24 protein-coding genes are annotated in these 24,387 nt (G+C 66.5%); 13 read left to right on the plus strand and 11 right to left on the minus strand.

What is annotated here, in order from left to right:
* Positions 1 to 67 precede the first annotated feature (67 nt).
* From CA236_RS03135 to CA236_RS03150, 4 genes are all read left to right on the plus strand, one after another.
* On the plus strand, positions 68 to 949 hold the full coding sequence (locus tag CA236_RS03135; RefSeq protein WP_125944497.1) for a F0F1 ATP synthase subunit gamma: 882 nt from the start codon (positions 68 to 70) through the stop codon (positions 947 to 949).
* The gene (locus CA236_RS03140; protein WP_125944498.1) at positions 949 to 1,551 is read left to right on the plus strand and encodes a hypothetical protein; all 603 of its coding nucleotides are present in this window, start codon (positions 949 to 951) and stop codon (positions 1,549 to 1,551) included. The genes CA236_RS03135 and CA236_RS03140 overlap by 1 nt, the downstream gene beginning before the upstream one ends.
* 76 nt (positions 1,552 to 1,627) lie before the next feature.
* A complete protein-coding gene (gene atpD, locus CA236_RS03145) occupies positions 1,628 to 3,100 on the plus strand; it encodes a F0F1 ATP synthase subunit beta (RefSeq protein WP_125944499.1) in 1,473 nt (490 codons plus the stop codon).
* Positions 3,101 to 3,216: 116 nt separating this feature from the next.
* A complete protein-coding gene (locus CA236_RS03150) occupies positions 3,217 to 3,468 on the plus strand; it encodes an ATP synthase F1 subunit epsilon (protein ID WP_046410211.1) in 252 nt (83 codons plus the stop codon).
* 90 nt (positions 3,469 to 3,558) lie between these two features.
* On the opposite strand, the gene dapE is transcribed toward CA236_RS03150, so the two are convergent.
* Both dapE and CA236_RS03160 read right to left on the minus strand, forming a co-directional pair.
* The gene (dapE, locus tag CA236_RS03155; protein ID WP_125944500.1) at positions 3,559 to 4,680 is read right to left on the minus strand and encodes a succinyl-diaminopimelate desuccinylase; all 1,122 of its coding nucleotides are present in this window, start codon (positions 4,678 to 4,680) and stop codon (positions 3,559 to 3,561) included.
* Positions 4,677 to 5,342, minus strand: a complete 666-nt coding sequence (locus CA236_RS03160) for a glutathione S-transferase family protein (RefSeq protein WP_046410213.1) — start codon at positions 5,340 to 5,342, stop codon at positions 4,677 to 4,679. The genes dapE and CA236_RS03160 overlap by 4 nt, the downstream gene beginning before the upstream one ends.
* Before the next feature lie 70 nt (positions 5,343 to 5,412).
* Between CA236_RS03160 and CA236_RS03165 the strand changes: the two genes are divergently transcribed.
* The gene (locus CA236_RS03165) at positions 5,413 to 6,924 is read left to right on the plus strand and encodes a M20/M25/M40 family metallo-hydrolase (protein WP_125944501.1); all 1,512 of its coding nucleotides are present in this window, start codon (positions 5,413 to 5,415) and stop codon (positions 6,922 to 6,924) included.
* Positions 6,925 to 6,946: 22 nt separating this feature from the next.
* Here CA236_RS03165 and yihA read toward each other — a convergent pair whose 3' ends face one another.
* From yihA to CA236_RS03195, 6 genes are all read right to left on the minus strand, one after another.
* Positions 6,947 to 7,675 carry a ribosome biogenesis GTP-binding protein YihA/YsxC gene (gene yihA / locus CA236_RS03170; protein WP_241212496.1) on the minus strand — a complete coding sequence of 243 codons (729 nt, stop codon included), beginning with the start codon at positions 7,673 to 7,675 and terminating at the stop codon, positions 6,947 to 6,949.
* Positions 7,672 to 9,375 (minus strand): membrane protein insertase YidC, encoded by a 1,704-nt coding sequence (gene yidC / locus CA236_RS03175; RefSeq protein ID WP_046410215.1) that lies wholly within the window; start codon positions 9,373 to 9,375, stop codon positions 7,672 to 7,674. Before yidC ends, yihA begins: the two co-directional genes overlap by 4 nt.
* A 30-nt stretch (positions 9,376 to 9,405) precedes the next feature.
* Entirely contained in the window at positions 9,406 to 9,618 is a 213-nt protein-coding gene (gene yidD / locus CA236_RS03180; protein ID WP_082103069.1) for a membrane protein insertion efficiency factor YidD, read from the minus strand.
* On the minus strand, positions 9,615 to 9,965 hold the full coding sequence (gene rnpA, locus CA236_RS03185; protein ID WP_082103228.1) for a ribonuclease P protein component: 351 nt from the start codon (positions 9,963 to 9,965) through the stop codon (positions 9,615 to 9,617). Before rnpA ends, yidD begins: the two co-directional genes overlap by 4 nt.
* A gap of 32 nt (positions 9,966 to 9,997) precedes the next feature.
* Complete coding sequence (gene rpmH / locus CA236_RS03190) at positions 9,998 to 10,132, minus strand: 50S ribosomal protein L34 (protein WP_028056723.1); 135 nt, start codon at positions 10,130 to 10,132, stop codon at positions 9,998 to 10,000.
* Positions 10,133 to 10,216: 84 nt separating this feature from the next.
* A complete protein-coding gene (locus CA236_RS03195; RefSeq protein WP_125944595.1) occupies positions 10,217 to 10,474 on the minus strand; it encodes a hypothetical protein in 258 nt (85 codons plus the stop codon).
* Between the two features lie 126 nt (positions 10,475 to 10,600).
* Between CA236_RS03195 and CA236_RS03200 the strand changes: the two genes are divergently transcribed.
* Positions 10,601 to 12,109: a YifB family Mg chelatase-like AAA ATPase gene (locus tag CA236_RS03200; RefSeq protein WP_125944502.1), complete on the plus strand. Its 1,509-nt coding sequence runs from the start codon at positions 10,601 to 10,603 to the stop codon at positions 12,107 to 12,109.
* Between the two features lie 4 nt (positions 12,110 to 12,113).
* On the opposite strand, the gene CA236_RS03205 is transcribed toward CA236_RS03200, so the two are convergent.
* Complete coding sequence (locus CA236_RS03205) at positions 12,114 to 13,724, minus strand: EAL domain-containing protein (protein ID WP_125944503.1); 1,611 nt, start codon at positions 13,722 to 13,724, stop codon at positions 12,114 to 12,116.
* Positions 13,725 to 13,922: 198 nt separating this feature from the next.
* Between CA236_RS03205 and ffh the strand changes: the two genes are divergently transcribed.
* The 3 genes from ffh to rimM all read left to right on the plus strand — a co-directional run bounded on the left by ffh (position 13,923) and on the right by rimM (position 16,629).
* Entirely contained in the window at positions 13,923 to 15,428 is a 1,506-nt protein-coding gene (gene ffh, locus CA236_RS03210; protein WP_046410221.1) for a signal recognition particle protein, read from the plus strand.
* An 83-nt stretch (positions 15,429 to 15,511) separates the two neighbouring features.
* Positions 15,512 to 15,967: a 30S ribosomal protein S16 gene (gene rpsP / locus CA236_RS03215; protein ID WP_125944504.1), complete on the plus strand. Its 456-nt coding sequence runs from the start codon at positions 15,512 to 15,514 to the stop codon at positions 15,965 to 15,967.
* Between the two features lie 218 nt (positions 15,968 to 16,185).
* On the plus strand, positions 16,186 to 16,629 hold the full coding sequence (gene rimM, locus CA236_RS03220; RefSeq protein WP_241212511.1) for a ribosome maturation factor RimM: 444 nt from the start codon (positions 16,186 to 16,188) through the stop codon (positions 16,627 to 16,629).
* Positions 16,630 to 16,653: 24 nt separating this feature from the next.
* Here rimM and CA236_RS03225 read toward each other — a convergent pair whose 3' ends face one another.
* A complete protein-coding gene (locus tag CA236_RS03225) occupies positions 16,654 to 17,505 on the minus strand; it encodes an aspartyl/asparaginyl beta-hydroxylase domain-containing protein (RefSeq protein ID WP_241212497.1) in 852 nt (283 codons plus the stop codon).
* A gap of 162 nt (positions 17,506 to 17,667) precedes the next feature.
* Here CA236_RS03225 and CA236_RS03230 point away from each other — a divergent pair, with 162 nt between their 5' ends.
* Positions 17,668 to 20,607 (plus strand): insulinase family protein, encoded by a 2,940-nt coding sequence (locus tag CA236_RS03230; RefSeq protein ID WP_125944506.1) that lies wholly within the window; start codon positions 17,668 to 17,670, stop codon positions 20,605 to 20,607.
* A 44-nt stretch (positions 20,608 to 20,651) separates the two neighbouring features.
* Here CA236_RS03230 and CA236_RS03235 read toward each other — a convergent pair whose 3' ends face one another.
* Positions 20,652 to 21,557: an NAD(P)/FAD-dependent oxidoreductase gene (locus tag CA236_RS03235; RefSeq protein WP_046410230.1), complete on the minus strand. Its 906-nt coding sequence runs from the start codon at positions 21,555 to 21,557 to the stop codon at positions 20,652 to 20,654.
* Positions 21,558 to 21,657: 100 nt separating this feature from the next.
* On the opposite strand from CA236_RS03235, the gene CA236_RS03240 reads away from it, so the two are divergent.
* From CA236_RS03240 to rplS, 3 genes are read left to right on the plus strand one after another with little or no spacing between them, the layout of a single operon-like run.
* The gene (locus tag CA236_RS03240; protein WP_241212498.1) at positions 21,658 to 23,190 is read left to right on the plus strand and encodes a beta-lactamase family protein; all 1,533 of its coding nucleotides are present in this window, start codon (positions 21,658 to 21,660) and stop codon (positions 23,188 to 23,190) included.
* Positions 23,187 to 23,918: a tRNA (guanosine(37)-N1)-methyltransferase TrmD gene (gene trmD / locus CA236_RS03245; protein ID WP_125944508.1), complete on the plus strand. Its 732-nt coding sequence runs from the start codon at positions 23,187 to 23,189 to the stop codon at positions 23,916 to 23,918. Before CA236_RS03240 ends, trmD begins: the two co-directional genes overlap by 4 nt.
* A gap of 1 nt (position 23,919) precedes the next feature.
* Positions 23,920 to 24,309, plus strand: coding sequence for a 50S ribosomal protein L19 (gene rplS / locus CA236_RS03250; protein WP_046410233.1), 390 nt, complete (start codon positions 23,920 to 23,922; stop codon positions 24,307 to 24,309).
* The last annotated feature ends 78 nt before the right edge of the window (positions 24,310 to 24,387 follow it).

The following is a 24,387-nucleotide window of genomic DNA, read 5'->3' on the forward strand; positions in this document are numbered from 1 at the left end:
ACGGCAGGAAAAGGCGGGAGGCCGCGCAGGCGCGGCATGACGGGTGAGGGGACGGTGAAGAACTAGAATGGCAAGCCTCAAGGCCCTCAAGATCCGCATCGGCTCGGTGAAGTCGACGCAGAAGATCACCAAGGCGATGAAGATGGTCGCCGCCGCGAAGCTGCGCCGTGCGCAGGAAGCGGCGATCGCCGGTCGCCCCTATGCGGAGCGGCTGGAGGCGGTGATGTCCAGCCTCGCGTCCAAGGTGACGGTCAGCGAGAACAGCCCCAAGCTGCTCGCGGGCACCGGCAAGGACCAGGTGCACCTGCTCGTCGTCGCGACGTCGGAGCGCGGCCTGGCGGGCGCGTTCAACACGAACATCGTTCGTGCCGCGCGCAAGAAGGCCGAGGAGCTCGAAAGCCAGGGCAAGACGGTCCGCTTCTATCTCGCGGGCAAGAAGGGGCGCGTTCTGCGCCGTTTCTACCCGGACGCGATCCTGGCCGATCATGAGCTCGGGCAGCACAAGGTGCTCGGTTTCGACCAGGCACGCGAAGTTGCCGATGACCTGATCGCACGCTTCGAGGCGGGCGAGTTCGACGTCGCGCATCTGTTCTACGCCAAGTTCCAGTCGGCGTTGGTGCAGATCCCGACCGGGCAGCAGATCATTCCGGTGTCGGTGCCGACGGTTGCCGTCGATACCGCCAACGATGGCGATGCGGCGGTGGAGTACGAGCCCGACGAGGAAGCGATCCTCGCCGAGTTGCTGCCGCGCAACGTCGCGATTCAGGTGTTCCGCGCCATGCAGGAAAATGCCGCGTCCGAGCAGGGCAGCCGCATGACCGCCATGGACAATGCGACGCGCAACGCCGGCGACATGATCAAGCGGCTGTCGATCCAGTACAACCGCGCGCGTCAGGCAGCGATCACGACCGAGCTGGTCGAGATCATCTCGGGCGCCGAGGCGCTGTGATGAAGTCGGGCATCCTGCTGGCGGCGGCGACGCTCGCCCTGGCGGGTTGCTCCGGCGCGCCTGCCGGGAATGATACGGCAGAGGCGGCTTACAACAACAGCTTCGTCTCGCCCAATCTTGCCGGGGGAACCTGGCAAGGGGTGTTCGACGATCCGGCAAGCTCGATCGACCATTTCGCACGCATCGGGCTTCGCCCCGGCGCATATGAGAAGGTCGGTGGCGAATGGCGATCAGAGGCCGTGCCAACGGCGATGACCGATCCGTCGGCGCCCAGCCCGGTGATGGCGATGTTCGTCGCCGCCGGAGACGAGAAGAAGCTGTCGCGAGTCACCTTCACGCTGGTCGAGCCGCTTGCGTCGAACGACCAGCAGGCGCGCGACCAGTTCGACAAGTGGATGAGCCAGGCGCTTACCCAGCTTGGCGTGGCCGGTGGCGACCAGGCGGTGAAGGCGATCCATGGCGAAGCGAGCGCGACCGGTAAGGTGCCGGGCGGTGCGCGCTACGCCGTTGATCGCGAGACGACCGACAAGGATCGGTTGCTGGCCGTGACCTTCACGCCCGGCGACCCTATATTGAACGGGACCGACCCGACGGCTAGCTGAGCCGCCGCAACGCCCCGCACGACGACCAACGACACAATCCTGCACCCGCAGGCACGACGAAGAAGGTAGAAGCAAGATGGCCACCGTCCTCGAGGATCGCCCGACCACTTCGGGCAGCAACAATGTGGGCCGCATCAGCCAGGTGATCGGCGCGGTGGTCGACGTGACGTTCGACACCCACCTGCCGGCGATCCTGTCGGCGCTGGAGACGAGCAACAACGGCCAGCGCCTGGTGCTCGAAGTCGCCCAGCACCTGGGTGAGAACACCGTTCGCACGATCGCGATGGATTCGACCGAGGGCCTGACCCGCGGCCAGAGCGTGACCGACACCGGCGCGCAGATCACCGTGCCGGTCGGCCCGGCAACGCTCGGCCGCATCCTGAACGTCGTCGGTGAGCCGATCGACGAGCGCGGCCCGGTCAACTCGGAGCATCACGCGCCGATCCACGCCAAGGCACCGGAGTTCATCGACCAGTCGACCGAAAGCTCGATCCTGGTCACCGGCATCAAGGTGATCGACCTGCTCGCGCCTTATGCAAAGGGCGGCAAGATCGGCCTGTTCGGCGGCGCCGGCGTCGGCAAGACCGTGCTGATCCAGGAGCTGATCAACAACATCGCGAAGGGCCATGGCGGCACGTCGGTGTTCGCGGGCGTCGGTGAGCGTACCCGCGAGGGCAACGATCTGTACCACGAGTTCCTCGACGCGAGCGTTATCGCCAAGGATGCCGACGGCAACCCGACGACCGAAGGGTCGAAGGTGGCGCTGGTGTTCGGCCAGATGAACGAGCCGCCGGGCGCGCGTGCCCGCGTCGCTCTGTCGGGCCTGACCATCGCGGAATACTTCCGTGACGTTGAGGGCCAGGACGTGCTGTTCTTCGTCGACAACATCTTCCGCTTCACCCAGGCGGGCGCGGAAGTGTCGGCACTGCTCGGCCGTATTCCGTCGGCCGTGGGCTATCAGCCGACTCTGTCGACCGACATGGGCGCGCTGCAGGAGCGCATCACGTCGACCAACAAGGGTTCGATCACCTCGGTGCAGGCCGTGTACGTCCCCGCGGACGACCTTACCGACCCGGCGCCGGCGACCTCGTTCGCCCACTTGGACGCGACGACCGTGCTTAACCGCGCGATCTCTGAACTCGGCATCTATCCGGCGGTGGACCCGCTCGATTCGACCAGCCGCGTTCTCGAGCCGCGCGTTGTCGGCCAGGAGCATTACGAGACGGCGCGCGCCGTGCAGACGATCCTGCAGAAGTACAAGTCGCTGCAGGACATCATCGCCATCCTTGGCATGGACGAACTGTCCGAAGAGGATAAGCTGACCGTCAGCCGCGCCCGCAAGATCCAGCGTTTCCTCAGCCAGCCGTTCCACGTCGCCGAGGTGTTCACCAACATCCCGGGCAAGTTCGTGCAGATCGAGGACACGGTGCGCAGCTTCAAGGCGGTGGTGAACGGGGAGTACGATCACCTGCCGGAAGCAGCCTTCTACATGGTCGGCGGCATCGACGAAGTCGTCGCCAAGGCCGAGAAGCTGGCGCAGGAAGCGTAAGCACGTTTCCCTCCTGCCTAACAGGAGGGCCGCAGGGCGGGGATTGATCTGAGGATCGACCCCGACCGCCCGGTCCTCCCAGCCCCTTCCCGGGTGGAAGGGAGTGAGAAGAAGAAATGCTGCACTTCGAACTCGTCACGCCTGAACGCCTCGTCCGCAGCGAGAGCGTGTACATGGTCACCGTTCCCGGCACCGAAGGCGACTTCGGCGTGCTGGAAGGCCATGCACCGCTGATGTCGACGATCCGCGACGGCAATCTGCTGGTCCAGAAGACCGCGGGCGCCGCGCCGGAAACGATCGCCATTCGCGGCGGCTTTGCTGAAGTGAACGCCAACGGCCTGACCGTTCTGGCGGAGCATGCTGCCTAAGGGCGGTTCGCTCACGCGTCCTTAGCGGACATTGTCAAAGGCTTCCCCGGATCGGATCCGGGGAGGCCTTTGTCGTTTTGGGCGTCGGCGCTAGCGGGCGAAGCTCCGTTGGAGGAAGTCGGCGTAGATGCTGGTCAGCGTGTGGAGGTCGGCCACCGATACCGCCTCATCAAGCTTGTGCATGGTCGCGTTGAGCAGGCCGAATTCCACCACCGGGCAGACCGCAGCGAGGAAGCGCGCGTCCGACGTGCCGCCCGAGGTGGAAAGTTCGGGCACCAGCCCGGTACAGGCCTCGATCGAGGTGGCGAGGGTGGCCGAAAGAGCGCCGGGCTCGGTCAGGAACGCCTCTCCGGACACTTTGGGTGTGACGATCGCGTCGGGTGCGTGGCGCTGGACGATGGCGGTGATCCGTCGCCCCAGCTCCTCGCCCCGGTGCAGGTCGTTGAAGCGGATCGAGAGGCGGGCAGTAGCGCGCGCCGGGATCACGTTGGTCGAGGGGTTGCCAACGGTGATATCGGTCACCTCGATATTGGACGGCTGGAACCAGTCGGTGCCCGCGTCCAGCACGATTCCCTCGATCTCGGCCAAGGCCGCGATGAGCCGCGGGATTGGATTGTCGGCGAGGTGCGGGTAGGCGACATGGCCCTGGCGGCCCGGGATATCGATCCAGATGTTGACCGATCCTCGCCGGCCGATCTTCATCATGTCGCCGAGCCGGGTCGTCGAGGTCGGCTCTCCCACGAGGCAGGCGTCCGGGCGGATGCCGCGTGTCGCCATGCGATCGATCAACGCGCGGGTGCCGTAGATCGCCGGGCCTTCCTCATCGCCGGTGATCAGCAGGCTGGTGGTGCCAAGGCCATCGACCTGCGATGCGGCCGCGACGAAGGCGGCGATCGCGCCCTTCATGTCAACGGCGCCGCGGCCATAGAGCAGATCGCCGCGGACCTCCGGCTCGAAGGCGCCGCTGGTCCAGCCGTCACCCGGCGGGACCACGTCGAGGTGGCCTGCAAAGGCGATGTGCGGCCCGCCGCTGCCGCGGACGGCGAGGAGGTTTTCGACCGGGCCGTCGGGCGCCTCGCCGACGACGAAGCGATCGACGTCGAAGCCGAGCGGGCGCAAGGCCGCCTCAAGCACGTCGAACACCGGGCCGCGGGCAGGGGTAACGCTTTCGCAGGCGAGCAAGGCCTGCGCCAGCGCGAGAACATCGGTCATTGCCGGGCCGGCTGTTCGAACTGTTCGATCACCCAATCCTCTTCCTGCGCACCGGCGATCCAGTCCTGCATGAACGGATGGGCGAGGACGGCCGCGATATAGGATTGCGCGAACCGCGCGACCGGCAGCGAATAGGTAACGATGCGGGTGCAGACAGGCGCGAACATGATGTCGACGGCGTTGAACTCCCCGAACAGGAACTCGCCATCGCCACCCCAGCGGGCGCGGGCCTGCGCCCACAATTCCATCATTCGGGTGAGATCGGCCACCACGCCAGCAGATGGCGGTGCGGGCGGATAGATCTGGCGGATGTTCATGCTGTGCTCGCGGCGCAGCGAGACGAAGCTGGAATGCATTTCCGCCGCCATTGAGCGGGCCATGGCGCGGGCGGCATCGTCCTTGGGCCAGAACACGTCGCGGCCGACCTTGTCGGCGAGATATTCGATGATGGCGAGGCTGTCCCACACCACCGCGTCACCATCCCACAGGATCGGCACCTTGCCAGATGACGGGGCGAACTCTGCGCCCCCACGGCGCTTGTCCCAATCCTGATCATAGAGCGGCACCACGACTTCCTCGAACGGGACGCCCGACTGCTTGCAGGCGAGCCAGCCTCGCAGCGACCAGGAGGAATAGGCCTTGTTGCCGATGATCAATTTCATAGCTGCAAGGGGTAGAGCCGCGCGCGACCCCATGCAACATTCGCCGGGCGAAACAGAACGAGGGGGGATTATGGAGACGGATCGGCGCGGGCTGCTGGGCGGCGCAGTGGCGGGGGCGGCGTTGCTGGCGCCGGGAGCGGCAACGGCACAGCGCGGGGACATGGACAAGATCCGCCGCGCGGTGACCGCCGGCCATGACGAAGCGATCGCGCGGCTGCGCCAGTGGATCGCGCTGCCCTCGATCGCGGCGGAGAACCGCGACATGGACAAGGGCGCGGCGATGATGGCGCAAATGGCGCGCGATGCCGGGTTCCAGCAGGCGACGATCGTTCCCACCGATGGCGCGCCGGGCGTGTTCGCCACGATGGACAATGGCGCGGCCAAGACGCTGGGCCTGTATTTTATGTATGACGTCAAGCAGTTCGACCCGGCGGAATGGACCTCGCCGCCGCTGGAGGGGCGGATCGTCGACAAGCCGGGGCTGGGCAAGGTGCTGGTCGGGCGCGGCGCGGTGAACCAGAAGGGGCCGGAAAGCGCGATGCTCGCCGCGCTTCATGCGTTCAAGCGCGCCGGCGTGAAGCCGCCGGTTAATCTGGTGCTGGTGGCGGAGGGGGAGGAGGAGATCGGCTCGCCTCATTTCAAGCAGATCGTCGAGCGGCCCGAGGTGCTGGCGGCGCTGAAGAAATGCAGCGGCGTGATCATCCCGGCGATGTGGCAAGACCCGACGACGGGTGACTTCACGATCAACCTGGGCGCCAAGGGTATTGTTGAACTGGAGCTGATCGCCTCGGCCGACAATTGGGACCGCGGGCCTACTCGCGACATCCATTCCAGCCAGAAGGCGATCATCGACGCGCCGGCGTGGCGGCTGGTCAAGGCGCTCGACACCTTGGTGTCCGAGGACGGGAATACGCCGACGATCGACGGCTGGTTCGACAAGGTTCGCCCGCTGACCGCGCGCGAGAAGGCGCTGATCGCGGAGAACGCGCGGGTGAGCGACTCGGCTGATGCGTTGCGGCAGGCCGGGGTGAAGAAGTGGATCGGCGAGGAGAGCTGGCAGGCGACGCTGGAGCGGCTGGCGGCGATGCCGACGGTCAATATCGAGGGGCTGGTCGCGGGCTATACCGGCCCAGGCGGCAAGACGATCCTGCCGGCCAGGGCGACGGCGAAGCTCGATTTCCGGTTGGTGCCCAACCAGACCTATGCCGATTGCGTCGCCAAGGTGCGCGCGCATCTGGACAAGCGCGGGTTCAAGGACATCGCCGTCAAGGTGGGTGGTGGCTACGACCCGACCGAGACGGCGGAGGACTCGGCGCTGATCAAGGCCGAACGCGCGACGTGCGAGCGGGCAGGGGTGAAGACGACGGTCTATCCGCGGCTCGCAGGAAGCTGGCCCGGCTACATCTTCACCGGCGCACCCGTGTCGCTACCCGCGGGACAGTTCGGGCTGGGGCATGGCAATGGCGCCCATGCTCCTGACGAATATCTGCTGATCGAAAGCACCAATCCGAAGGTGATGGGCTATGATGCGGCGACCGCCGTGTTCGCCGATTTCCTGTATCAGGTCGCAGCGATCGCCTGAGGGTGCAGGTGGGGGCGATCGGTCAGCCGATCGCCTCGATCACCGCGGCGCGCAGTTCGGGGATGCCCATGCCCTTCTCGGCGGAGGTGGCGATGATCTCCGGATGCGCGGCGGGGCGCTTGCGTGCCTCAGCGACGGTGCGTTCCGTGACCTCGGCAAGCTCGCTCGCCTTGATCTTGTCCGCCTTGGTCAGCACCATGCGGTAGCTGACGGCCGCCTTGTCGAGCATCTCCAGGATCTCGCGATCGACGTCCTTCACGCCGTGGCGCGCGTCGATCAGCACCAGCGCGCGCTTCAGCACCTGACGCCCGCGCAGGAAGTCGTTCACCAGGAAGCGCCATTTCTTGACGATGTCCTTGGGCGCCTTGGCAAAGCCGTAGCCGGGCATGTCGACGAGGCGGAACAGCAGCGGATCGCCGATATCGAAGAAGTTCAGCTCCTGCGTTCGCCCCGGCGTGACCGAGGTGCGCGCCAGCGTCTTGCGCCCGGTCAGCGCATTGATGAGCGACGATTTGCCCACGTTGGAGCGACCGGCAAAAGCGACTTCGGGCACCAGCGGATCGGGCAGGAACTGAAGCGCGGGGGCTGACTTCAGAAACTCGATCCGGCCGGCGAAGATCTTTCGCGCGGTCTCGATCTCCTCGGCGGAGCGGCTTGCCGCTTCGCTGACGTCGGGCGCGAGATGGCCTGCCACCTCCGGCACCGGCATATCGCCGGGCGTATTGCCGGTGTCGGAGGGGGACTGGCTCATTTCGACGGTGCTTCCTTCAGGCCCGGATGGCGGGCGTAGAGCAGCTTCTGCTGCAGGATGGTGAGGACGTTGGAGGTGATCCAGTAGACCTGGAGGCCGACCGCGAACGGCGCCATCACGAACATCAGTACCCACGGCATCAGCGCGAAGATCTGCTTCTGTGCGTCATCCATCGGCGCCGGGTTCAGCTTGAACTGGAAGTACATGCTGATGCCGAGCAGGATCGGGATCACGCCGATCGCCAGGAATGACGGCGGGGTGAAGGCGAGCAGGCCAAATAGGTTGACGGGGGTCAGCGGATCGGGCGCGGACAGATCCTTGATCCAGCCGACGAACGGCTGATGCCGCATTTCGATCGTCAGCATCAGCATCTTGTACAGCGCGTAGAAGATCGGGATCTGCAACAGGGTGGGAAGGCAACCGGCGAGCGGATTGACCTTCTCCGTCTTGTACAGCGCCATGATCTCCTGCTGCATCCGCGGCTTGTCGTCTTTGAAGCGCTCCTGGATGGCCTTCATCTTCGGCTGGACGGCGCGCATGTTGGCCATCGACGCGAACTGGCGCTGCGCGATCGGGAACATGAGCAGGCGGATCGTCAGCGTCAGCAGGATGATCGCGACGCCGAAGTTGCCGACATGGCGGAACAGCCAGTCGAGATAGTAGAAGATCGGCTTCTCAACGACGCGGAACCAGCCCCAGTCGAGTGCATAGTCGAACCGGGTGACGCCTTCCTTGTCGGTGTAATGATCGAGCAGGCGAACTTCCTTCGCGCCGGCGAAGAAGCGGCTCGTCTGGGTGATCTGGCGGCCCGGGGGCAGCAGCTGGGCGTTGGTGGTGTAATCGCCCTGATAGGCCTTGTTGGCACCGGCGCGGAACTGGCCGTCGAAGGGACGCACCTGATCCGGGATCAGCGCGGTCAGCCAGTATTTGTCGGCAAAGCCGAGCCAGCCGCCGGTGGTGGAGAAGCGCTGCGGCGCTTCGTCCAGATCCTTGAAATCGACGTCATAGTCGGCCTTGTCGTTGTGGACCGACATAGGGCCGACGTGGATCGTCCAGCTGTCCGGATCCTTCGACACGCCGGCGCGGTTGACCAGGCCGTAGGCGGCGACCGGAACGGCGCCGGTGCCTGCATTGGCGACCGTCTGCTTGATCCCGAACATATAGCCGTCGTCGACGGTCAGCTCGATCGTGAAGCGCTGGCCCTTGTCGTTGGTGGCGGTCAGCGTGACCGGCTTTCCGGGGGCAAGGAGGTTGGACGAGGCGGTCCAGACCGTGTCGGCGGACGGCGGCGAGAGGCCGTCGTCACGCCAGCCAAACGCAGCGAAATATGCCTCGGGCGCGCCCGCTGGCGACAGCAGGCGCACCGGCGGCGAATCCTTCGCCACCGTAACCTTGTAATTCTTCAGCACGAGATCGTCGATCCGCGCGCCCTTCAGGTTGATCGAGCCGTGCATGGTCGGCGTGTCGATCTGCACCCGCGGCGTTTCGCGCAGCACGACGGCGCGGTCGCGATTGGCGGCCGGCGTATCGGCCGTCGGATCGGCGTTCTTGTTCGGCAGAACCTCGGTCTTGCCGTCCTCGATCTTCGTCACCGGCGGATTGGCGGTCGGGAAGAAGCGGTTCTGCACCACCGGCCAGCCGAACAGGATCAGCGCCGCGATGACCGCGAACAGCACGAAGTTCTTGTTCTCTTTGTTCACGAGCGCCTTATTCCCTTAGGGCCCAATCCATCATGGGACTGGATCATAGCCGTGCCCGCCCCACGGATGACATCGCGCGATGCGCTTTGCCGCGAGCCAGCTGCCTCGTGCTGCGCCATAGCGGCGCAAGGCCTCGATTGCATAGGCCGAACAGCTTGGCTGGTAACGACAGGTTGGTGGCAGGATGAGCGACGGGCCGAGTTGCCATAGCCGAGCCACCAGGATCAGCAGGCGGGCGATCATCCCGGCACCTTGCCGCGGACACGCGTAGCCGTCTTTCGCAGCGCCTTGCCGAATTCGGCACGCAGGCTGGCATAATCACGCTCGATTCCGCCCATACGGCCGATCAGGACATGATCTGCACCCGGCACGCCATCTGACGGCAGCAGCTCACGCGCGAGCGCCCGCAGCCGGCGTTTCATCCGGTTGCGCACCACCGCGTTGCCGATTTTCTTGGTGACGGTATAGCCAACGCGGATCGTCGCGTCGCCATCATTGCGGGGGCGCACCAGCAGCACGAAGCCGGGCATGGGTGCGCGCTCGCCCGCGTTCGCCGCCAGGAAATCCCGGCGGCGGGTAAGCGTCTGAATGATCGAGTCGCCTGCGCGAGGCTGACCGGCCGTTAGGCCGACAGCTTCTTGCGACCGCGCGCGCGACGCGCCCGAATCACGGCGCGGCCGCCGACCGTCGCCATCCGCGCACGGAAGCCGTGACGGCGTGCCCGCACCAGGTTGCTCGGCTGAAAGGTCCGCTTCATTGCTCATTCCCGAATCTGAAAAAGAAGGGCCGCCACGAGGGGCAGCCCGAACATGGCGCCGCATAGGTGAAGGTGACGGGTAAGTCAACGCGAGCCGATCACGCGATCCCGCGCGCGGCGGCGCAGCGCACTGCGGCGGCGCATTGCCCGGTCCGCGATGTTGCCGACGCGTGGCCAGCGACGTTTGGCACGGGCCCAGCGCACCTGCGCGCGGCGCGAGTTGCGGAGGATCAGGATCATGCCGCCGGCGAACAGGAAGATGCCGCCCGGCCCCGGCAACGGCCCCATCGCCGCCGCGCCCACGAGCAGCACGCCGCCGAGCGAGAGCTGCAGGATCCTCATGGCAGGGTGGCGATCACGCATGCGGCGCATGTGGCTCCGGTGTGTTGCGAAGACAAGACGGTGATGAATGGTTTGCAGCGCTGACAAAGCGGCTATGAACAATGTCATAACGGGGGCGGGGGATGCATGGCGGCGATCGTCGCGACGGTGGCGTATCTGGGGCTGGAGGCGCGCGCGGTCGAGGTTCAGGTGCAACTGATAGCTGGCCTGCCGGCGTTCAATCTGGTCGGGCTGGGCGACAAGGCAGTCGGCGAAAGTCGCGAGCGCGTGCGCGGCGCGATTGCCGCCATGGGGCTTGCCATGCCGCCCAAGCGGATCGCGGTGAACCTGTCGCCGGCCGACCTACCGAAAGAAGGATCGCATTTCGACCTTCCCATCGCGCTGGGGCTGTTGGCTGCGATGGGCGTGGTCGATGCCGAGGCGCTGGCGGATTATGTCATCGTCGGTGAGTTGACGCTGGACGGACGGATCGCCGCGTCACCTGGGGTGCTGCTGGCCGCGTTGCATGCCGCGGAACTGGGGCGTGGATTGATCTGCCCGGCCGCGCAGGGCGCCGAAGCCGCCTGGGCGAGTTCGATCGAGGTGCTGGCCGCGCCCGACCTGCTATCGCTGATCAATCACCTGAAGGGCCACGGGTTGCTCTCGGCCCCGGCGCCGGGTGAGGTCGTCGCTGGTGGTGAGGGGCCGGACCTGCGGCAGGTGCGGGGGCAGGAGACGGCCAAGCGCGCGCTGGAGATCGCAGCGGCGGGCGGACACAACCTGCTGATGGTCGGACCGCCGGGTGCCGGCAAGTCGCTGATGGCGTCCTGTCTGCCGGGCATCCTGCCTTCGCTCGATCCAGCCGAGGCGCTGGAAGTGTCGATGGTGCAATCGGTGGCGGGGGTGTTGGAGAACGGGCGGCTAACCCGCACCCGACCCTTCCGCGCACCGCATCATTCAGCCTCGATGGCGGCGCTTACCGGCGGCGGGCTGAAGGTGCGGCCGGGCGAGGTGAGCATGGCGCACCTGGGGGTCTTGTTCCTCGACGAGCTGCCCGAGTTCCAGCGCGCGGTGCTCGACTCGCTGCGCCAGCCGCTCGAGTCCGGCACGGTCAGCGTGGCGCGCGCCAACGCGCATGTGACCTTTCCGGCGCGTGTGCAGTTGGTGGCGGCGATGAATCCCTGCCGCTGCGGCTATCTGGGTGACGCCGGGCTGGCCTGCGCCGGGGCGCCGAAATGCGCCGCCGATTACCAGGCAAAGGTATCGGGCCCCTTGCTGGACCGGATCGACCTGCATGTCGAAGTGCAGGCGGTGAGCGCCGCCGACCTGATGCTGCCGCCGCCAGTGGAGGGGTCGGCGCAGGTCGCCGCCCGCGTGGCGCAGGTGCGGGCGATCCAGCAGGAGCGATATCGCGACCGCGGCATACGGACGAATGCGGAAGCCGATGGCGATGTGCTGGAGGCGTTCTGCGCGCCGGATGCGGCGGGACGTGCACTGCTGGCGCAGGCGGCGGAGACGATGCGGCTGTCAGCGCGCGGCTATACCCGCATCCTGCGCGTCGCCCGGACGATTGCCGACATGACGGGTTCCGACACCGTGGGACGCATCCATGTGGCGGAGGCGCTGAGCTATCGCCGGCGAGCGCCGACGAATTGAGGGGTCAGCCGGCGAGGCGGTGATCGGGATCGAGCAGCGGCGCGCCGGGGGCAAGGAGGCGCCGCTCCGCCAGGAGCCTGCGCGTGTTGGCCGAGTTCATCGGCCGCCCGTAGAGATAGCCCTGGCCGCGTGCGCAGCCGAGGTTGCGCAGCCAGCCCTCCGTCTCGATGTCCTCGACGCCTTCTGCGGTTACCGGCAGGTTCAGGCTGGAGCCAAGGCCGGCGATGGCGCTGACCACAGCGGCGCTGTCGCTGTCGCTGGCGACCGCCTTCACCACGCTCCGGTCGATCTTGATCCGGTCGAACGGCAGCGCGCGCAGGTGGCCGAGGCTGGAATGGCCAGTGCCGAAATCATCCAGCGCGACGCGGATGCCCTGGTTCTTGAGGCTGCCGACGATCGACTGAGCGAGCGGCAGGTTTTCGAACAGCGCGCCTTCGGTGATCTCGATCTCCAGCCGATGCGCGGGGAAGCCGGTTTCGAGCAGGAGCTTGATGATCTTCTGCGGCAGCCAGGCGTCGCGCAACTGCGCGGGCGAGATGTTGATCGACAGGCTGAGCGAGGGATCCCAGTCGCGCGCGGCATGGAACGCCTGACGCATCACGGCCAGCGACAGGTCGGCGATCATGCCGGTCTGTTCGGCGATGGTGATGAACCGGTCTGGCGGGATGATGCCGTGGACCGGGTGGTCCCAGCGGGCGAGCACTTCGAACCCGAACAACTGGCCGGTGGCGAGGTCGATCTGCTGTTCGAGATAGGGGATGATCTGGCCCGCCGGAATGGCGTCGCGCAGCGCCTGTTCCAGTTCGTTGCGCGCCTGCAGCGCACGCGCCATCGCCGGATCGAACCAGCCGACGCGGTTTCGCCCGGCTTCCTTGGCGGCGCACATCGCGATTTCGGCCGCGCGCGTCAGCGCGTCGATCGAGCCACGCTCCACGTCCGACCGTGCAAGGCCGATGGTAGCCGTGATCTGAATGCCCGCGCCGTCGATCTCGATCGGCTGCGCGAGGTGGCTGACGAGGCGCTCGGCTATACGCTGTACGGTATTGGGATCGCGCGGATCGAAGACGAAGGCGCAGACGAATTCGTCCCCGCCGAGCCGTCCGGCCAGTGCGAAAGGTGGCAGCTCGGCCTGGATCTGGCTGGCAACGCGGGCGAGCAGCTTGTCACCCGTGGCGTGGCCATGGAGTTCGTTCACCGCGCGAAAGCGATCGAGATCGACCAGCAGGAGCGCGGTGGCGCGGTGCCTGCGCGACGCATCGAGCAGCATGGCGCTGCCCTGCTCCGTCAATGCGCGACGATTGAGCAGGCCGGTCAGCGGATCGCTGGTCGGCGTCAGACGGGTACGAGCGCTGTTCGCCAGCCGCTGCCCGACCAGCTGAGTGATCTGGCGATGGCGGTGCCACCCGAGAAGAATGAGCGCGACGTTCAGGAGAAGCGCGAGGACCATCAATTCGTCGACCGCGCCGCCGAACCTGCGCTGCAGAAGGGTGGCGGCCGTCGCACCGAGCAGCGCCACGAACAGCCCGATCGCGGCGATCGTGATACGGCCTGCAGGGGTAGCGCGCGGTTCAGCAGAACCATGCGAGACCTGGGCGGGGGGCGCCGAGTCTTCCATCTCGCCCCATGATGCGGCGGGGCCATGTATAATTTGTTAACTGCCCGATGCTTGCCCTGAGGCGCCGTTTGCCGTACAGGCCGTGCAACGTTCCGAGTTGAACGCTGAAGACAAGCGCCCATTGTGGTGCACGCTGGCCGGCGAGGTTTCGCCCGCCGGCGCTTTTGCGTTTGGGCGGAAGAAAGGAGTTTTGACGCGATGTTCGACAGCCTGAGCGACCGTCTTGGCGGTGTATTCGACCGTCTTCGCGGCCGCGGCGCGCTGACCGAGGCCGATGTCCGGCAGGCCATGCGCGAAGTGCGCATCGCGTTGCTGGAGGCTGACGTCGCGCTGCCGGTCGCGCGGCAGTTCGTCGAAGAGGCCACCGAAAAGGCGATCGGCCAGAACGTGCTGCGCTCGGTGACTCCGGGGCAGCAGGTCGTCAAGATCGTCAATGACGCGCTGGTCGCGATGCTCGGCGGCGACGATCCCGAAGCGGCCGAGCTGAAGATCGACGTCACGCCGCCGGCGGTGGTGATGATGGTCGGCCTGCAGGGGTCGGGCAAGACGACCACGACCGCGAAGATCGCCAAGCGCCTGTCGGGCGGCAAGGCGGGCCGCGATCGCAAGAAGGTGCTGATGGCGTCGCTCGACGTCAATCGCCCGGCGGCGCAGGAACAGCTGGCGACGCTGGGCAAGCAGATCGAGGTGCAGACGCTGCCGATCGTGGCCGGGCAGCAGCCGGTCGATATCGCCCGCCGCGCGCTTCAGGCGGCGAAGCTGCAGGGCTTCGACGTGCTGATGCTCGACACCGCCGGTCGTCTCCACGTCGACCAGGCGTTGATGGACGAGATGAAGGCAGTGGCGGAAATCGCCACGCCGCAGGAAATCCTGCTCGTCGTCGATTCGCTGACCGGCCAGGACGCCGTCAATGTCGCGCAGAGCTTCTCGGCGCAGGTGCCGCTGACCGGCGTCGTGCTTACCCGGATGGACGGTGATGCGCGCGGCGGTGCGGCGCTTTCGATGCGCGCCGTCACCGGCAAGCCAATCAAGTTTGCCGGCGTCGGCGAAAAGATGGACGCGCTCGAGGCGTTCCATGCCGAGCGTGTCGCTGGCCGAATCCTGGGCATGGGCGATGTCGTCAGCCTCGTTGAGAAGGCGGCGGAGTCGATCCAGCAGGAAGACGCCGAGCGCATGGCGGCGAAGCTGGCCAAGGGCCAGTTCGACATGGACGACCTGCGCGGCCAGCTGGCGCAGATGCGCCGCATGGGCGGGCTTGGCGCGCTCGCCGGCATGATGCCCGGCATGAAGAAGGCGCAGCAGGCGATGGCCAACGGCGCGGTCGACGAACGCATTCTGCTGCGCATGGACGCGATGATCACGTCGATGACGCCGAAGGAGCGATCGAAGCCCGAACTGATCAACGCCAAGCGTAAGATTCGTATCGCCAAGGGCAGCGGCACGACCGTTCAGGACGTGAACAAGCTGCTGAAGATGCACCAGGAAATGTCCACCGCGATGAAGAAGATCCGCAAGATGGGCGGTATCAAGGGCATGCTGGCGATGCTGGGCAAGGGTGGCCCTGGCGGCGGCATGGCCGGTATCGGCAACGCGCTGGGCGGGCCGGAGCTTGGCGACATGCTGGGCAAGGCCGGCGGCGGGCTCCCTGGTCTGCCGGGTGGTGCGGGCGGCCTGCCGCCCGGATTTCCGAAGTTCAAGAAGTAAGCAACCGCCCCGCTGGGGCACGATGATCAACAAAGGTCCCCGCCGGCGCGGGGGCGTGAAATCAGAAGGCAAGGAAGACTACAATGGCACTCAGCATTCGCCTGTCGCGTGGCGGCTCCAAGAAGCGTCCGTACTATCGCATCGTCGTGGCCGATGCGCGCAGCCCGCGTGACGGCCGCTTCATCGAGAAGATCGGCAACTACAACCCGCTGCTCGCCAAGGACGACGAGAAGCGCGTCGTGCTGAACGCGGAGCGTGCGAAGCACTGGCTGAGCAATGGCGCGCAGCCGACTGATCGTGTCGCCCGCTTCCTCGACCTCGCCGGCGTTCGCGAGCGTGCAGCCCGCAACAACCCGAAGAAGGCCGAGCCGGGCGAGAAGGCCAAGGAGCGCGCCGAGGAGCGTGCCGAGAAGCTGAAGGCCGCTGAGGAAGCGTCGCAGGCAGAGACCGAGGCCGTGATGGCCGCGGAAGTCGACGCAGCGACGGAGACGCCGACCGCAGAGGCCGAGAAGGTCGCCGACGCGACGGCCGAGCAGTAAGCATCAAATCGGGTCATGGCGCGTTTTCCTTCGGCAGCGAAAGGAACGTGCCATGACTGTAGACCCCAAGCCTCACGCGCCAGACCCCAGGACCGCAAGCGATGACGACGAACAGGTCGCCAGCAACGAAGGAGTCTCTGCGAGTGAGCCCGCCGAAGGCGCAGACGACGCCCCAACAGGCGGCGAAGGCTCCCCCAACGGGTGAACCGCAGGTCGTCCTGGCGGTCATCACGGGGGCGCACGGCATCGGCGGCGAAGTGAAGCTCAAGCTCTTCGCCGATGATCTTGCCAGCTATACCTCCTTCAACAATGGCGCGCTGACGCTGAAAAGCGTGCGCGGAACGATCGCTCGGTTTGCGGAAGTGAAAGACCGCACGGCCGCGGAAGGATTGCGCGGGCTGGAACTGTCGGTTCCGCGCGCCGCCTTGCCGCCGTTGGAAGAGGGTGAATATTATCATGCCGACCTGATCGGCCTGCCAGCGGTATCCGACGCTGGCGAGACGCTGGGCCTCGTCGTTTCGGTCGAGAATTTCGGCGCCGGCGATGTGATCGAGGTCGAACGCCCGACCGGCAAGCGTTTCATGGTGCCGATGACGCCGCAGGCGGTTCCGGAATGGGATGACAAGCGGCTGGTGATCGCAGCGGCGTTCGCCGACGCCTGATACGGGCGGGTTAGCCGGCGGCGATCAGACGTCCATCTGCTTCACCGCCGCATTCCACATTGAGATGTTGTTGCGGGCCTCCTGCACAAAGGCGGAGCGGCGCACGAAGCCGAGGAAGAAATCCGCCAGCCACTTGCCGGGATTGCGCAGCGGCCGTTCGAACTGAACGAGAAGCACCACGCGGGTGCCGCTGGTCTCGTTCCACACTTCGTGATCATAGGTGTCGTCGAACACTAGGGTTTCGCCCTCGCGCCAACGCACGATGCGGTTGTCGACGCGCATGCGCACGTCGCCGTCATCGGGCACGATCAGGCCGAGGTGGCAGGTGATCAGCCCCTTCGAAACGCCGCGGTGCGCGGGAATGTGTGTGCCGGGCGCCAGGATCGAGAAGAAGGCGCTGTTCAGGCCGGGGATCTGCTCGACGAGGCGGGCAGTGGTGGGGCAGCGGTCGGCGTTCTCGTCGATGCGATAGCCGTAGCCCCAGATGAAGAACGACCGCCACATGTTCACCCGTGCGATCGACCGGTGGTCGGGCGAGATGGTGGCGAGGCTGGGCGCGGCCTGACCGCGCAGCGCGACCTCGATCGCCTCTGCGCGGATCGCGTCCCAATTGTCACGCAGCAGCTGCGTCCAGGGGAAGGTGCGCACGTCGAGCACGGGATCGTTCGAGACCAAAGATGACGAGGCGATCAGCCGGTCGAAGACGCCGCGAAGATGCTTGCCCACCCGGATGATCAAGGGACGGTTCGGATCAGCCTTCATCTCCGCCGAGGGGGCGGGCGCGCCCGAGATCGCGCAGACATCCGGGACCAGCACCGGCGCAATTGCTCGTTTGTCAGGTGCCAGGGAGTTGCGGGCGGGAGAGATGGTGTTCACGATGCCTATCCGTCTTCTGATATTGGCGTGCGCGCAGCAGGCCAGGACGTTCATGGTGACCGACTAGGGGCGGATCAGGTCCAAAACATGGCGAGGAAAGGGTGATCGAAAGATCGCCGGGGGGTGTGGCGGCAGCGTGTCGGGCAAGCTAGAAGCAGCCGCATGACCGCATTTTCGCGCGCGCTTGCTGCGCCGTTCGCCGTTGGTTCCCTTGTCGCGTTGGCGGCCGTTCCGGCCATCGGACAGCAGGCAGCGCAGAAGGCAGCTGCCAGCGCTAGCCGGGCAGTGGCGGCCACTGCCGCGCCTGTGCAGGGGACGATCATCGATCCTGCAACGGTAAGGGTCGATACCTCGCCCTGGCTGTTCAAAGGATCGGACATTCCGCCCGACCCGGCGTGGAACTTTGGCGCGCTGCCCAACGGCCTGCGTTATGCCGTCCGCAAGAATGGCGTGCCCCCGGGACAGGTTGCAGTGCGGGTGCGCATTGATGCCGGATCACTGAACGAGACCGATGAGGAACGCGGCTACGCGCATCTAATTGAGCATCTCTCGTTCCGCGGATCCAAATACGTGCCCGACGGCGAGGCGAAGCGGGTGTGGCAGCGGTTCGGCGCGACCTTCGGGTCGGATTCGAACGCGCAGACCACGCCGACCCAGACGGTCTACAAGCTCGACCTACCGGCCGCGACCGAGGCGAACCTCGACGAGAGTCTCAAGATCTTTGCCGGGATGATGTCCGAACCGGGCATCAATGCGCAGGGGCTGGCCGCCGAGCGGCCGGCGGTGCTGGCCGAGCAGCGCGAGGCGCCGGGACCGCAGGTGCGCCTGTCGGACGCGCGCAATGCCTTGTTCTTTGCCGGGCAGCCGCTGGCCGACCGCTCACCAATCGGCAATGTGAAGACGTTGGAAGCGGCGACGCCGGCCAGCGTGCAAGCATTCCACCAGCGCTGGTATCGCCCTGCGCGGACGGTGGTGATCATTTCTGGTGACATCGACCCGGCAGTCGCCGCCCGTCTGGTGGTGAAGAACTTCGGCGGCTGGAAGGGTGTTGGCCCTGATCCGGCGGACCCCGACTTCGGCAAGCCTGATCCGAAGGCGACGCCGACCGCGGCGATCAACGAGCCGTCGCTGCCGCCGCTGGTGATCAGCGCCACGCTGCGTCCGTGGACCTATCAGGACGATACGATCATCTTCAACCAGAAGCGGCTGGTGGACCTGGTGGCGATGCGGGTCATCAACCGGCGGCTGGAGGATCGCGCACGCGCCGGTGGCAGCTTCCTGCAGGCGAGCGTGAACCTGGAGGATGTGGCGCGATCCACCAACGGCACCTTCGTCAGCATCGTGCCGATCGGCGACGATTGGGAAGCGGCGCTGAAGGACGTGCGGGCGGTGATTGCCGACGCGATGGCCAATGCGCCGAGCCAGGCCGACGTCGACCGCGAGACCGCAGAGTTCGAAGGCGCGATGCGCAATGAGGTGGAGACCGCACGGGTCGAAGCCGGCGCCAAGCAGGCCGACGACATGGTCCAGGCGCTCGACATCCGCGAGACGGTGGCCGGGCCGCAGGAATCGTACAACATCTTCCTCGACGCCAAGAAGAAGGGGATGTTCTCCGCGGCTGGCGTGCTTGAGTCCACCCAGCGTGTGTTCAAGGGCGACGCGCAGCGCGCCATCGTCAACACGCGCATGGCGGACCCCGGTGCGGCCGCGAAGCTGGCGTCGGCGCTGACGGCGGACGTGTCGAAGCTGGCCGGACGGCGGGATCGTCAGTCGAAGGTCGATTTCAAGGACCTGCCGAAGCTGGGCAAGCCGGGCAACGTGACGGCGCGCGAGACGATTGCGGACCCCGGGATCGAGAAGGTGACCTTCTCCAACGGTGTGCGGATGCTGATGTACCCGAATGCATCCGAGACGGGTCGCGTATACCTGCGGGTCCGCTTTGGCCGCGGATATAGTGCGCTCCCAGCTGACAAGCCGACGGCGGCCTGGGCGGCGGATAGCGCGCTCATTCCTGGCGGGATCGGCAAGTGGAACCAGAGCGACCTCGACGCCCTGACCACGGGCCGCCGCATGGGGCTGGATTTCGATATCACTGACGATGCATTCGTCATGAGCGCCATGACGACCCCGGGCGACTATGCCGACAATCTGGCGTTGATGGCGGCCAAGCTGGCGGCGCCGCGCTGGGATGCAGCGCCGGTTCTGCGCGCCAAGGCCGCTGCGGTGGCGGGCTATGCCGGGTTCAATTCGTCGCCGGACGGCGTGCTGTCCCGCGATCTGGAGCGGCTGTTGCGCAATGGCGATCCGCGCTGGGGCCCGCCGACGCGCGAGGAGATCGATGCTCTGACGCCGGAGGGGTTCCGCAAGCTGTGGGAGCCGCTTCTGGCCACCGGCCCGATCGAGGTCGATGTGTTCGGCGACGTGACAGGTGACGAGGCCATTGCCGCCGTCGCCAAAACGTTCGGCGCGCTGAAGGCCCGCACGGAAGCGCCGGCGTTGTCGCCCGGCGCGGCTTTCCCGGCGCACAATGACGTGCCCGTGACGCTTACCCATGAGGGCGCGGACACGCAGGCGGCGGCGGTGATCGCCTGGCCGACCGGTGGCGGCAGCGCGGGTATCGCGGAGAGCCGACGCCTCGACATCCTGTCTGCAATCTTCGGTGATCGCCTGTTCGATCGTCTGCGGTCGGTGGCCGGCGCGAGCTACAGCCCCAGTGCGGTCAGCCAGTGGCCGATGGGGCTTACGTCGGGCGGGCGTATGATCGCAGTCGGCCAGGTAGCGCCGGAGAATGTCGACCTGTTCTACAAGCTGAGCCGCGAGATTGCGGCGGAGCTGGTGTCAACGCCGGTCAGCGAGGACGAGCTGCGCCGCGCGGTCGGGCCGATGATGCAGTATCTGGCGCGCGCATCGTCGGGGAACCAGTTTTGGCTGCTGCTGGTGAACGGCGGCGCCTATGACCCCAATCGGCTGAACGGCGCGCGCACGCTGGTGAGCGATTACATGGGCATCACCCCCCAGACGTTGCAGGCAACCGCCGCCAAATATCTGCGGCCGGAGAAGGACTGGACGCTGAAGGTGCTGCCGAAAACGCCAGCGAAGTGATGCGACAGGCGCCGTCTCATTCCCGGGAATGAGGCGGCGTTTCCTTATCTGCGGAGAGGGCGGCGCTCGCTGAGTTCGTTGCGGATCGTGGTTGCTGCCACGCCGGCCTGACCCATGGCGTGGCTGATCTGATCCAGCCCCTTCACCACGTCCCCGGCCGCATAGAGGCCGGGAATGGTGGTGCGCTGATGTTCGTCGGTGACGATACAGCCATCGTCGGTGCCGCGTGCGCCGGCACCCAGCGCAAGTTCCGAGCGGATCTGTGAGCCAAGCGCCGGATAGACGCTGTCGAAGCGGAGGCGACCGTGGGCGGTGTCGAAGGCGAGCTGGTCGCCCTCGATCGCGTAATGGCCGCACGGACCATCCACCCGCGTCACCCCGGCGGCGTCCAGCGCATCGGCACAAGCGTCGTCGAGCATGTGTTCGGCATCGGGAGCGATCAGCGTGACATCGCGCGTATAGCCGCGGAGGAACAGCGCCTCGCGCATCCCATGCGTGCCGGTACCGATGACCCCGACGCGCTTGTCGGTCACTTCATAGCCGTCGCAGATCGGGCAGTAGCGGAGGAGGCCTCGCTGCAGCGCCTCGTCGTGCAACGCCGCCTCTATCCTTGGCCGGTTGTTCACCACGCCGGTGGCGAGAAGGACGGTGCATGCCTCCACGGTCGTTTCCCCTGTACGCACGACGAAATGGTCGTCCACCGGCTCAACCGCGGTGACCTTTGAGTCGTGCGAGCGAACGCCGAACGAGGCGGCTTGCTGCCGCATGCGGGCGAGCAGATCCTTGCCGCTGATCCCGCCGGGAAAGCCGGCGTGATTGTGCGTGCAGGGGATCAGCGCGGCCCGGCTCTCGCCGCTGTCGTACAGGGCGATGTCGAGGTGGAAGCGGGAGAGGTAGATGGCGGCGGTCAGACCTGCCGGGCCGCCGCCGATGATGACGCAGTCGTGCATGGCCTGCCGAGCGCATTGGTCGCTTTCTGGTTCCCTGGCTCGGCGATTGACGCGGCGCGGGGGTGCGGTATCGCTTCGGCAACTAACCGGGGGGATGACGATGAAGATCCGCGCGCTTTCTGCGGCCTTGTTCCTGACGCTGCCAGTGGCCGCAGCAGCGCAGAACAACGCCGTATCCGCGACGACGACGCCTGAGGCGAAGCCTGCGGCGGCCACGTCGATCGAGGCGATTGAGCCGCAGATCACGGGCTTCTTCGACAGCTGGATGAAGAACGCGCATGTGCCGGGTCTAGTCTATGGCGTTGTGAAGGACGGCAAGCTGGTGCTGGTCCGGGGCCTGGGCGTTCAGGATATCGCCAGCAAGAAGCCGGTGACCGCCGACAGCAGGTTCCGCATTGCGTCCATGTCCAAGGCGTTCACCGCCATGGCGATCCTGAAGCTGCGCGACGAGGAGCGCGTGTCGCTCGACGCGCCGGCGGAGCGATACGTGCCCGAACTGCGCAACTGGCGCTATCCAACCGCTGACAGCCGGCGGACGCGGGTGGCGGACCTGCTGCATCACACGGCGGGGTTGGTGGAGGATAATCCCTGGGGCGACCGGCAGCAGCCATTGTCGGAGCCCGCCTTCACCGCGATGCTGAAGGCCGGCGTGCCGCTGGCGCAGGCGCCGGGTCTGCGCATGGAATATTCCAACCTTGGCTATGCGACGCTGGGGCGGATCGTCAGCAACGTCTCCGGGCAGCGGTATCAGGATTATATCCGTAGCAGCATCATGACCCCGCTGGGCATGACATCGACCGGCTATGACGTGCTGAACGGGCCGCAGGACCTGCGTGCCCTGGGCTATCGCTGGCAGGACAATGCCTGGGTGCGTGAGCCGGACATGGCCGATGGCGCTTTCGGTGCGATGGGCGGCGTACATACGACCGCCAACGATTACTGGCGCTGGGTGGCGTTCCTGCTGTCGGCGTGGCCGGCACGCGACGATCCCGACAAGGGGCCGATCAAGCGTGCGACGGTGCGCGAGATCGTCGAGGGGTCGAACTTCGTCAACACGGTGGAGCGGCCCGGCGCGTCAGGCCGCCCATGCCGGGTTGCGAGCGCCTATGGCATGGGCTGGCAGGTGATGAACGACTGCGACGTGGGGCGCATCGTGACCCATTCGGGCGGCTACCCCGGCTATGGTTCGATCGTGATGCTGCTGCCGGATGCTGGCGTTGGTGTGTTCGCCTTCGCCAATCGCACGTATGCCGGGCCTGGCCTGCCCGTATCGCAGACGCTCTATGCGCTGCGGCAGGCGGGGCTGGCCGAGGAGCGTACGGTGCCGGTATCGCCCGATCTGGCGCGGGCCTATGACATCATGCGTGACGTGTGGCGCAGCGGGGATCCGGCGCGGGCGCCGCTGGCCAACAATGTCGTGCCCGATCGTGATCTCAACCGCCGGCGCAAGGATATTGCCGAGCTGAAGAAGCAGGTTGGCGCATGTCGTACCGATGCCGCGATCGAGCCGATCTCGGCAATGGAGGGAACCTTCACCTGGGCGTGCGCCAACGGCAATGTCGCGGGACGGGTACAGCGCGCGCCGACACCGGCGTTGAGTCTTCAGGTGTTGAGCTTTACCGCCGCCAAGTGACCTTTCATGCGACCGTCCTGACGCTGTATCCCGAGATGTTTCCCGGGCCGCTTGGCTTTGCCATTGCCGGCCGGGCGCTGGCGGAGGGGCGATGGTCGCTCGACGCCGTCAACATCCGGGATTTCACCACCGATCGCCATCGCACCGTCGACGATACGCCGGCGGGGGGTGGCGCTGGCATGGTGCTGCGGGTCGACATCCTGGCCGCGGCCGTGGACGCGCAGGGGCAGGGGCGGCCGGTGCTGGCGATGACGCCGCGCGGCAAGCCACTGACCCAGGCGCGGGTGCGCAAACTGGCGGCGGGGCCAGGCGCCGTGGTGCTGTGCGGGCGGTTCGAGGGGTTTGACGAACGCCTGTTTGAAGGCCGCGAGATAGAGGAAGTGTCGATCGGCGACTATGTCCTCTCCGGCGGTGAGACGGCGGCGCTGGTGCTGCTGGATGCTTGCGTTCGGCTGCTTCCCGGCGTAATGGGCGCCGCTTCAAGCGAGGTCGAGGAAAGCCACGAAAGTGGCCTGCTCGAATATCCGCATTATACCCGACCTGTTGAATGGGAAGGGCGCACGATCCCTGAAGTGCTGCGATCGGGGGATCATGCGAAAATTGCCGCTTGGCGCCAGCGCCGGGCGGAGGAAGATACACGGCTACGGCGGCCGGACCTGTGGGAGCGCCACGTCGGTGCTCGGGTCAACCGCCCTCTGGCGCGCGGCGACGATGTGGGAAAAAGTTGAGATGAACCTGATCCAGCAGCTCGAGGCCGAGCAGATCGCGAAGCTGACCGCGAACAAGAAGATCCCGGAATTCCGCCCTGGCGATACGCTGAAGGTCGGCGTGAAGGTGGTCGAGGGTGAGCGTACCCGCGTCCAGAACTACGAAGGCGTGTGCATCGCGCGGTCGAACAAGGGCATGGGTTCCTCGTTCACCGTTCGCAAGATCTCCTTCGGTGAGGGCGTCGAGCGCGTCTTCCCGCTCTACTCGCCGAACATCGATTCGATCGAGGTCGTCCGCAAGGGCGCCGTGCGTCGTGCGAAGCTGTACTACTTGCGTGGTCGTACGGGTAAGTCGGCGCGTATCGCCGAGCGTCGCGACAATCGTCCGGCGAAGGCCGAGGCCGCCGAATAAGCGGTTCGGAACACGTTCAAGGAAGGCGTCGGCAGCAATCTGCCGGCGCCTTTTTTGTTGGAGCGGCCGCCGGAGGGC

Source organism: Sphingomonas sp. ABOLG (genome assembly GCF_003950435.1).
Taxonomy (GTDB): domain Bacteria; phylum Pseudomonadota; class Alphaproteobacteria; order Sphingomonadales; family Sphingomonadaceae; genus Sphingomonas; species Sphingomonas panaciterrae.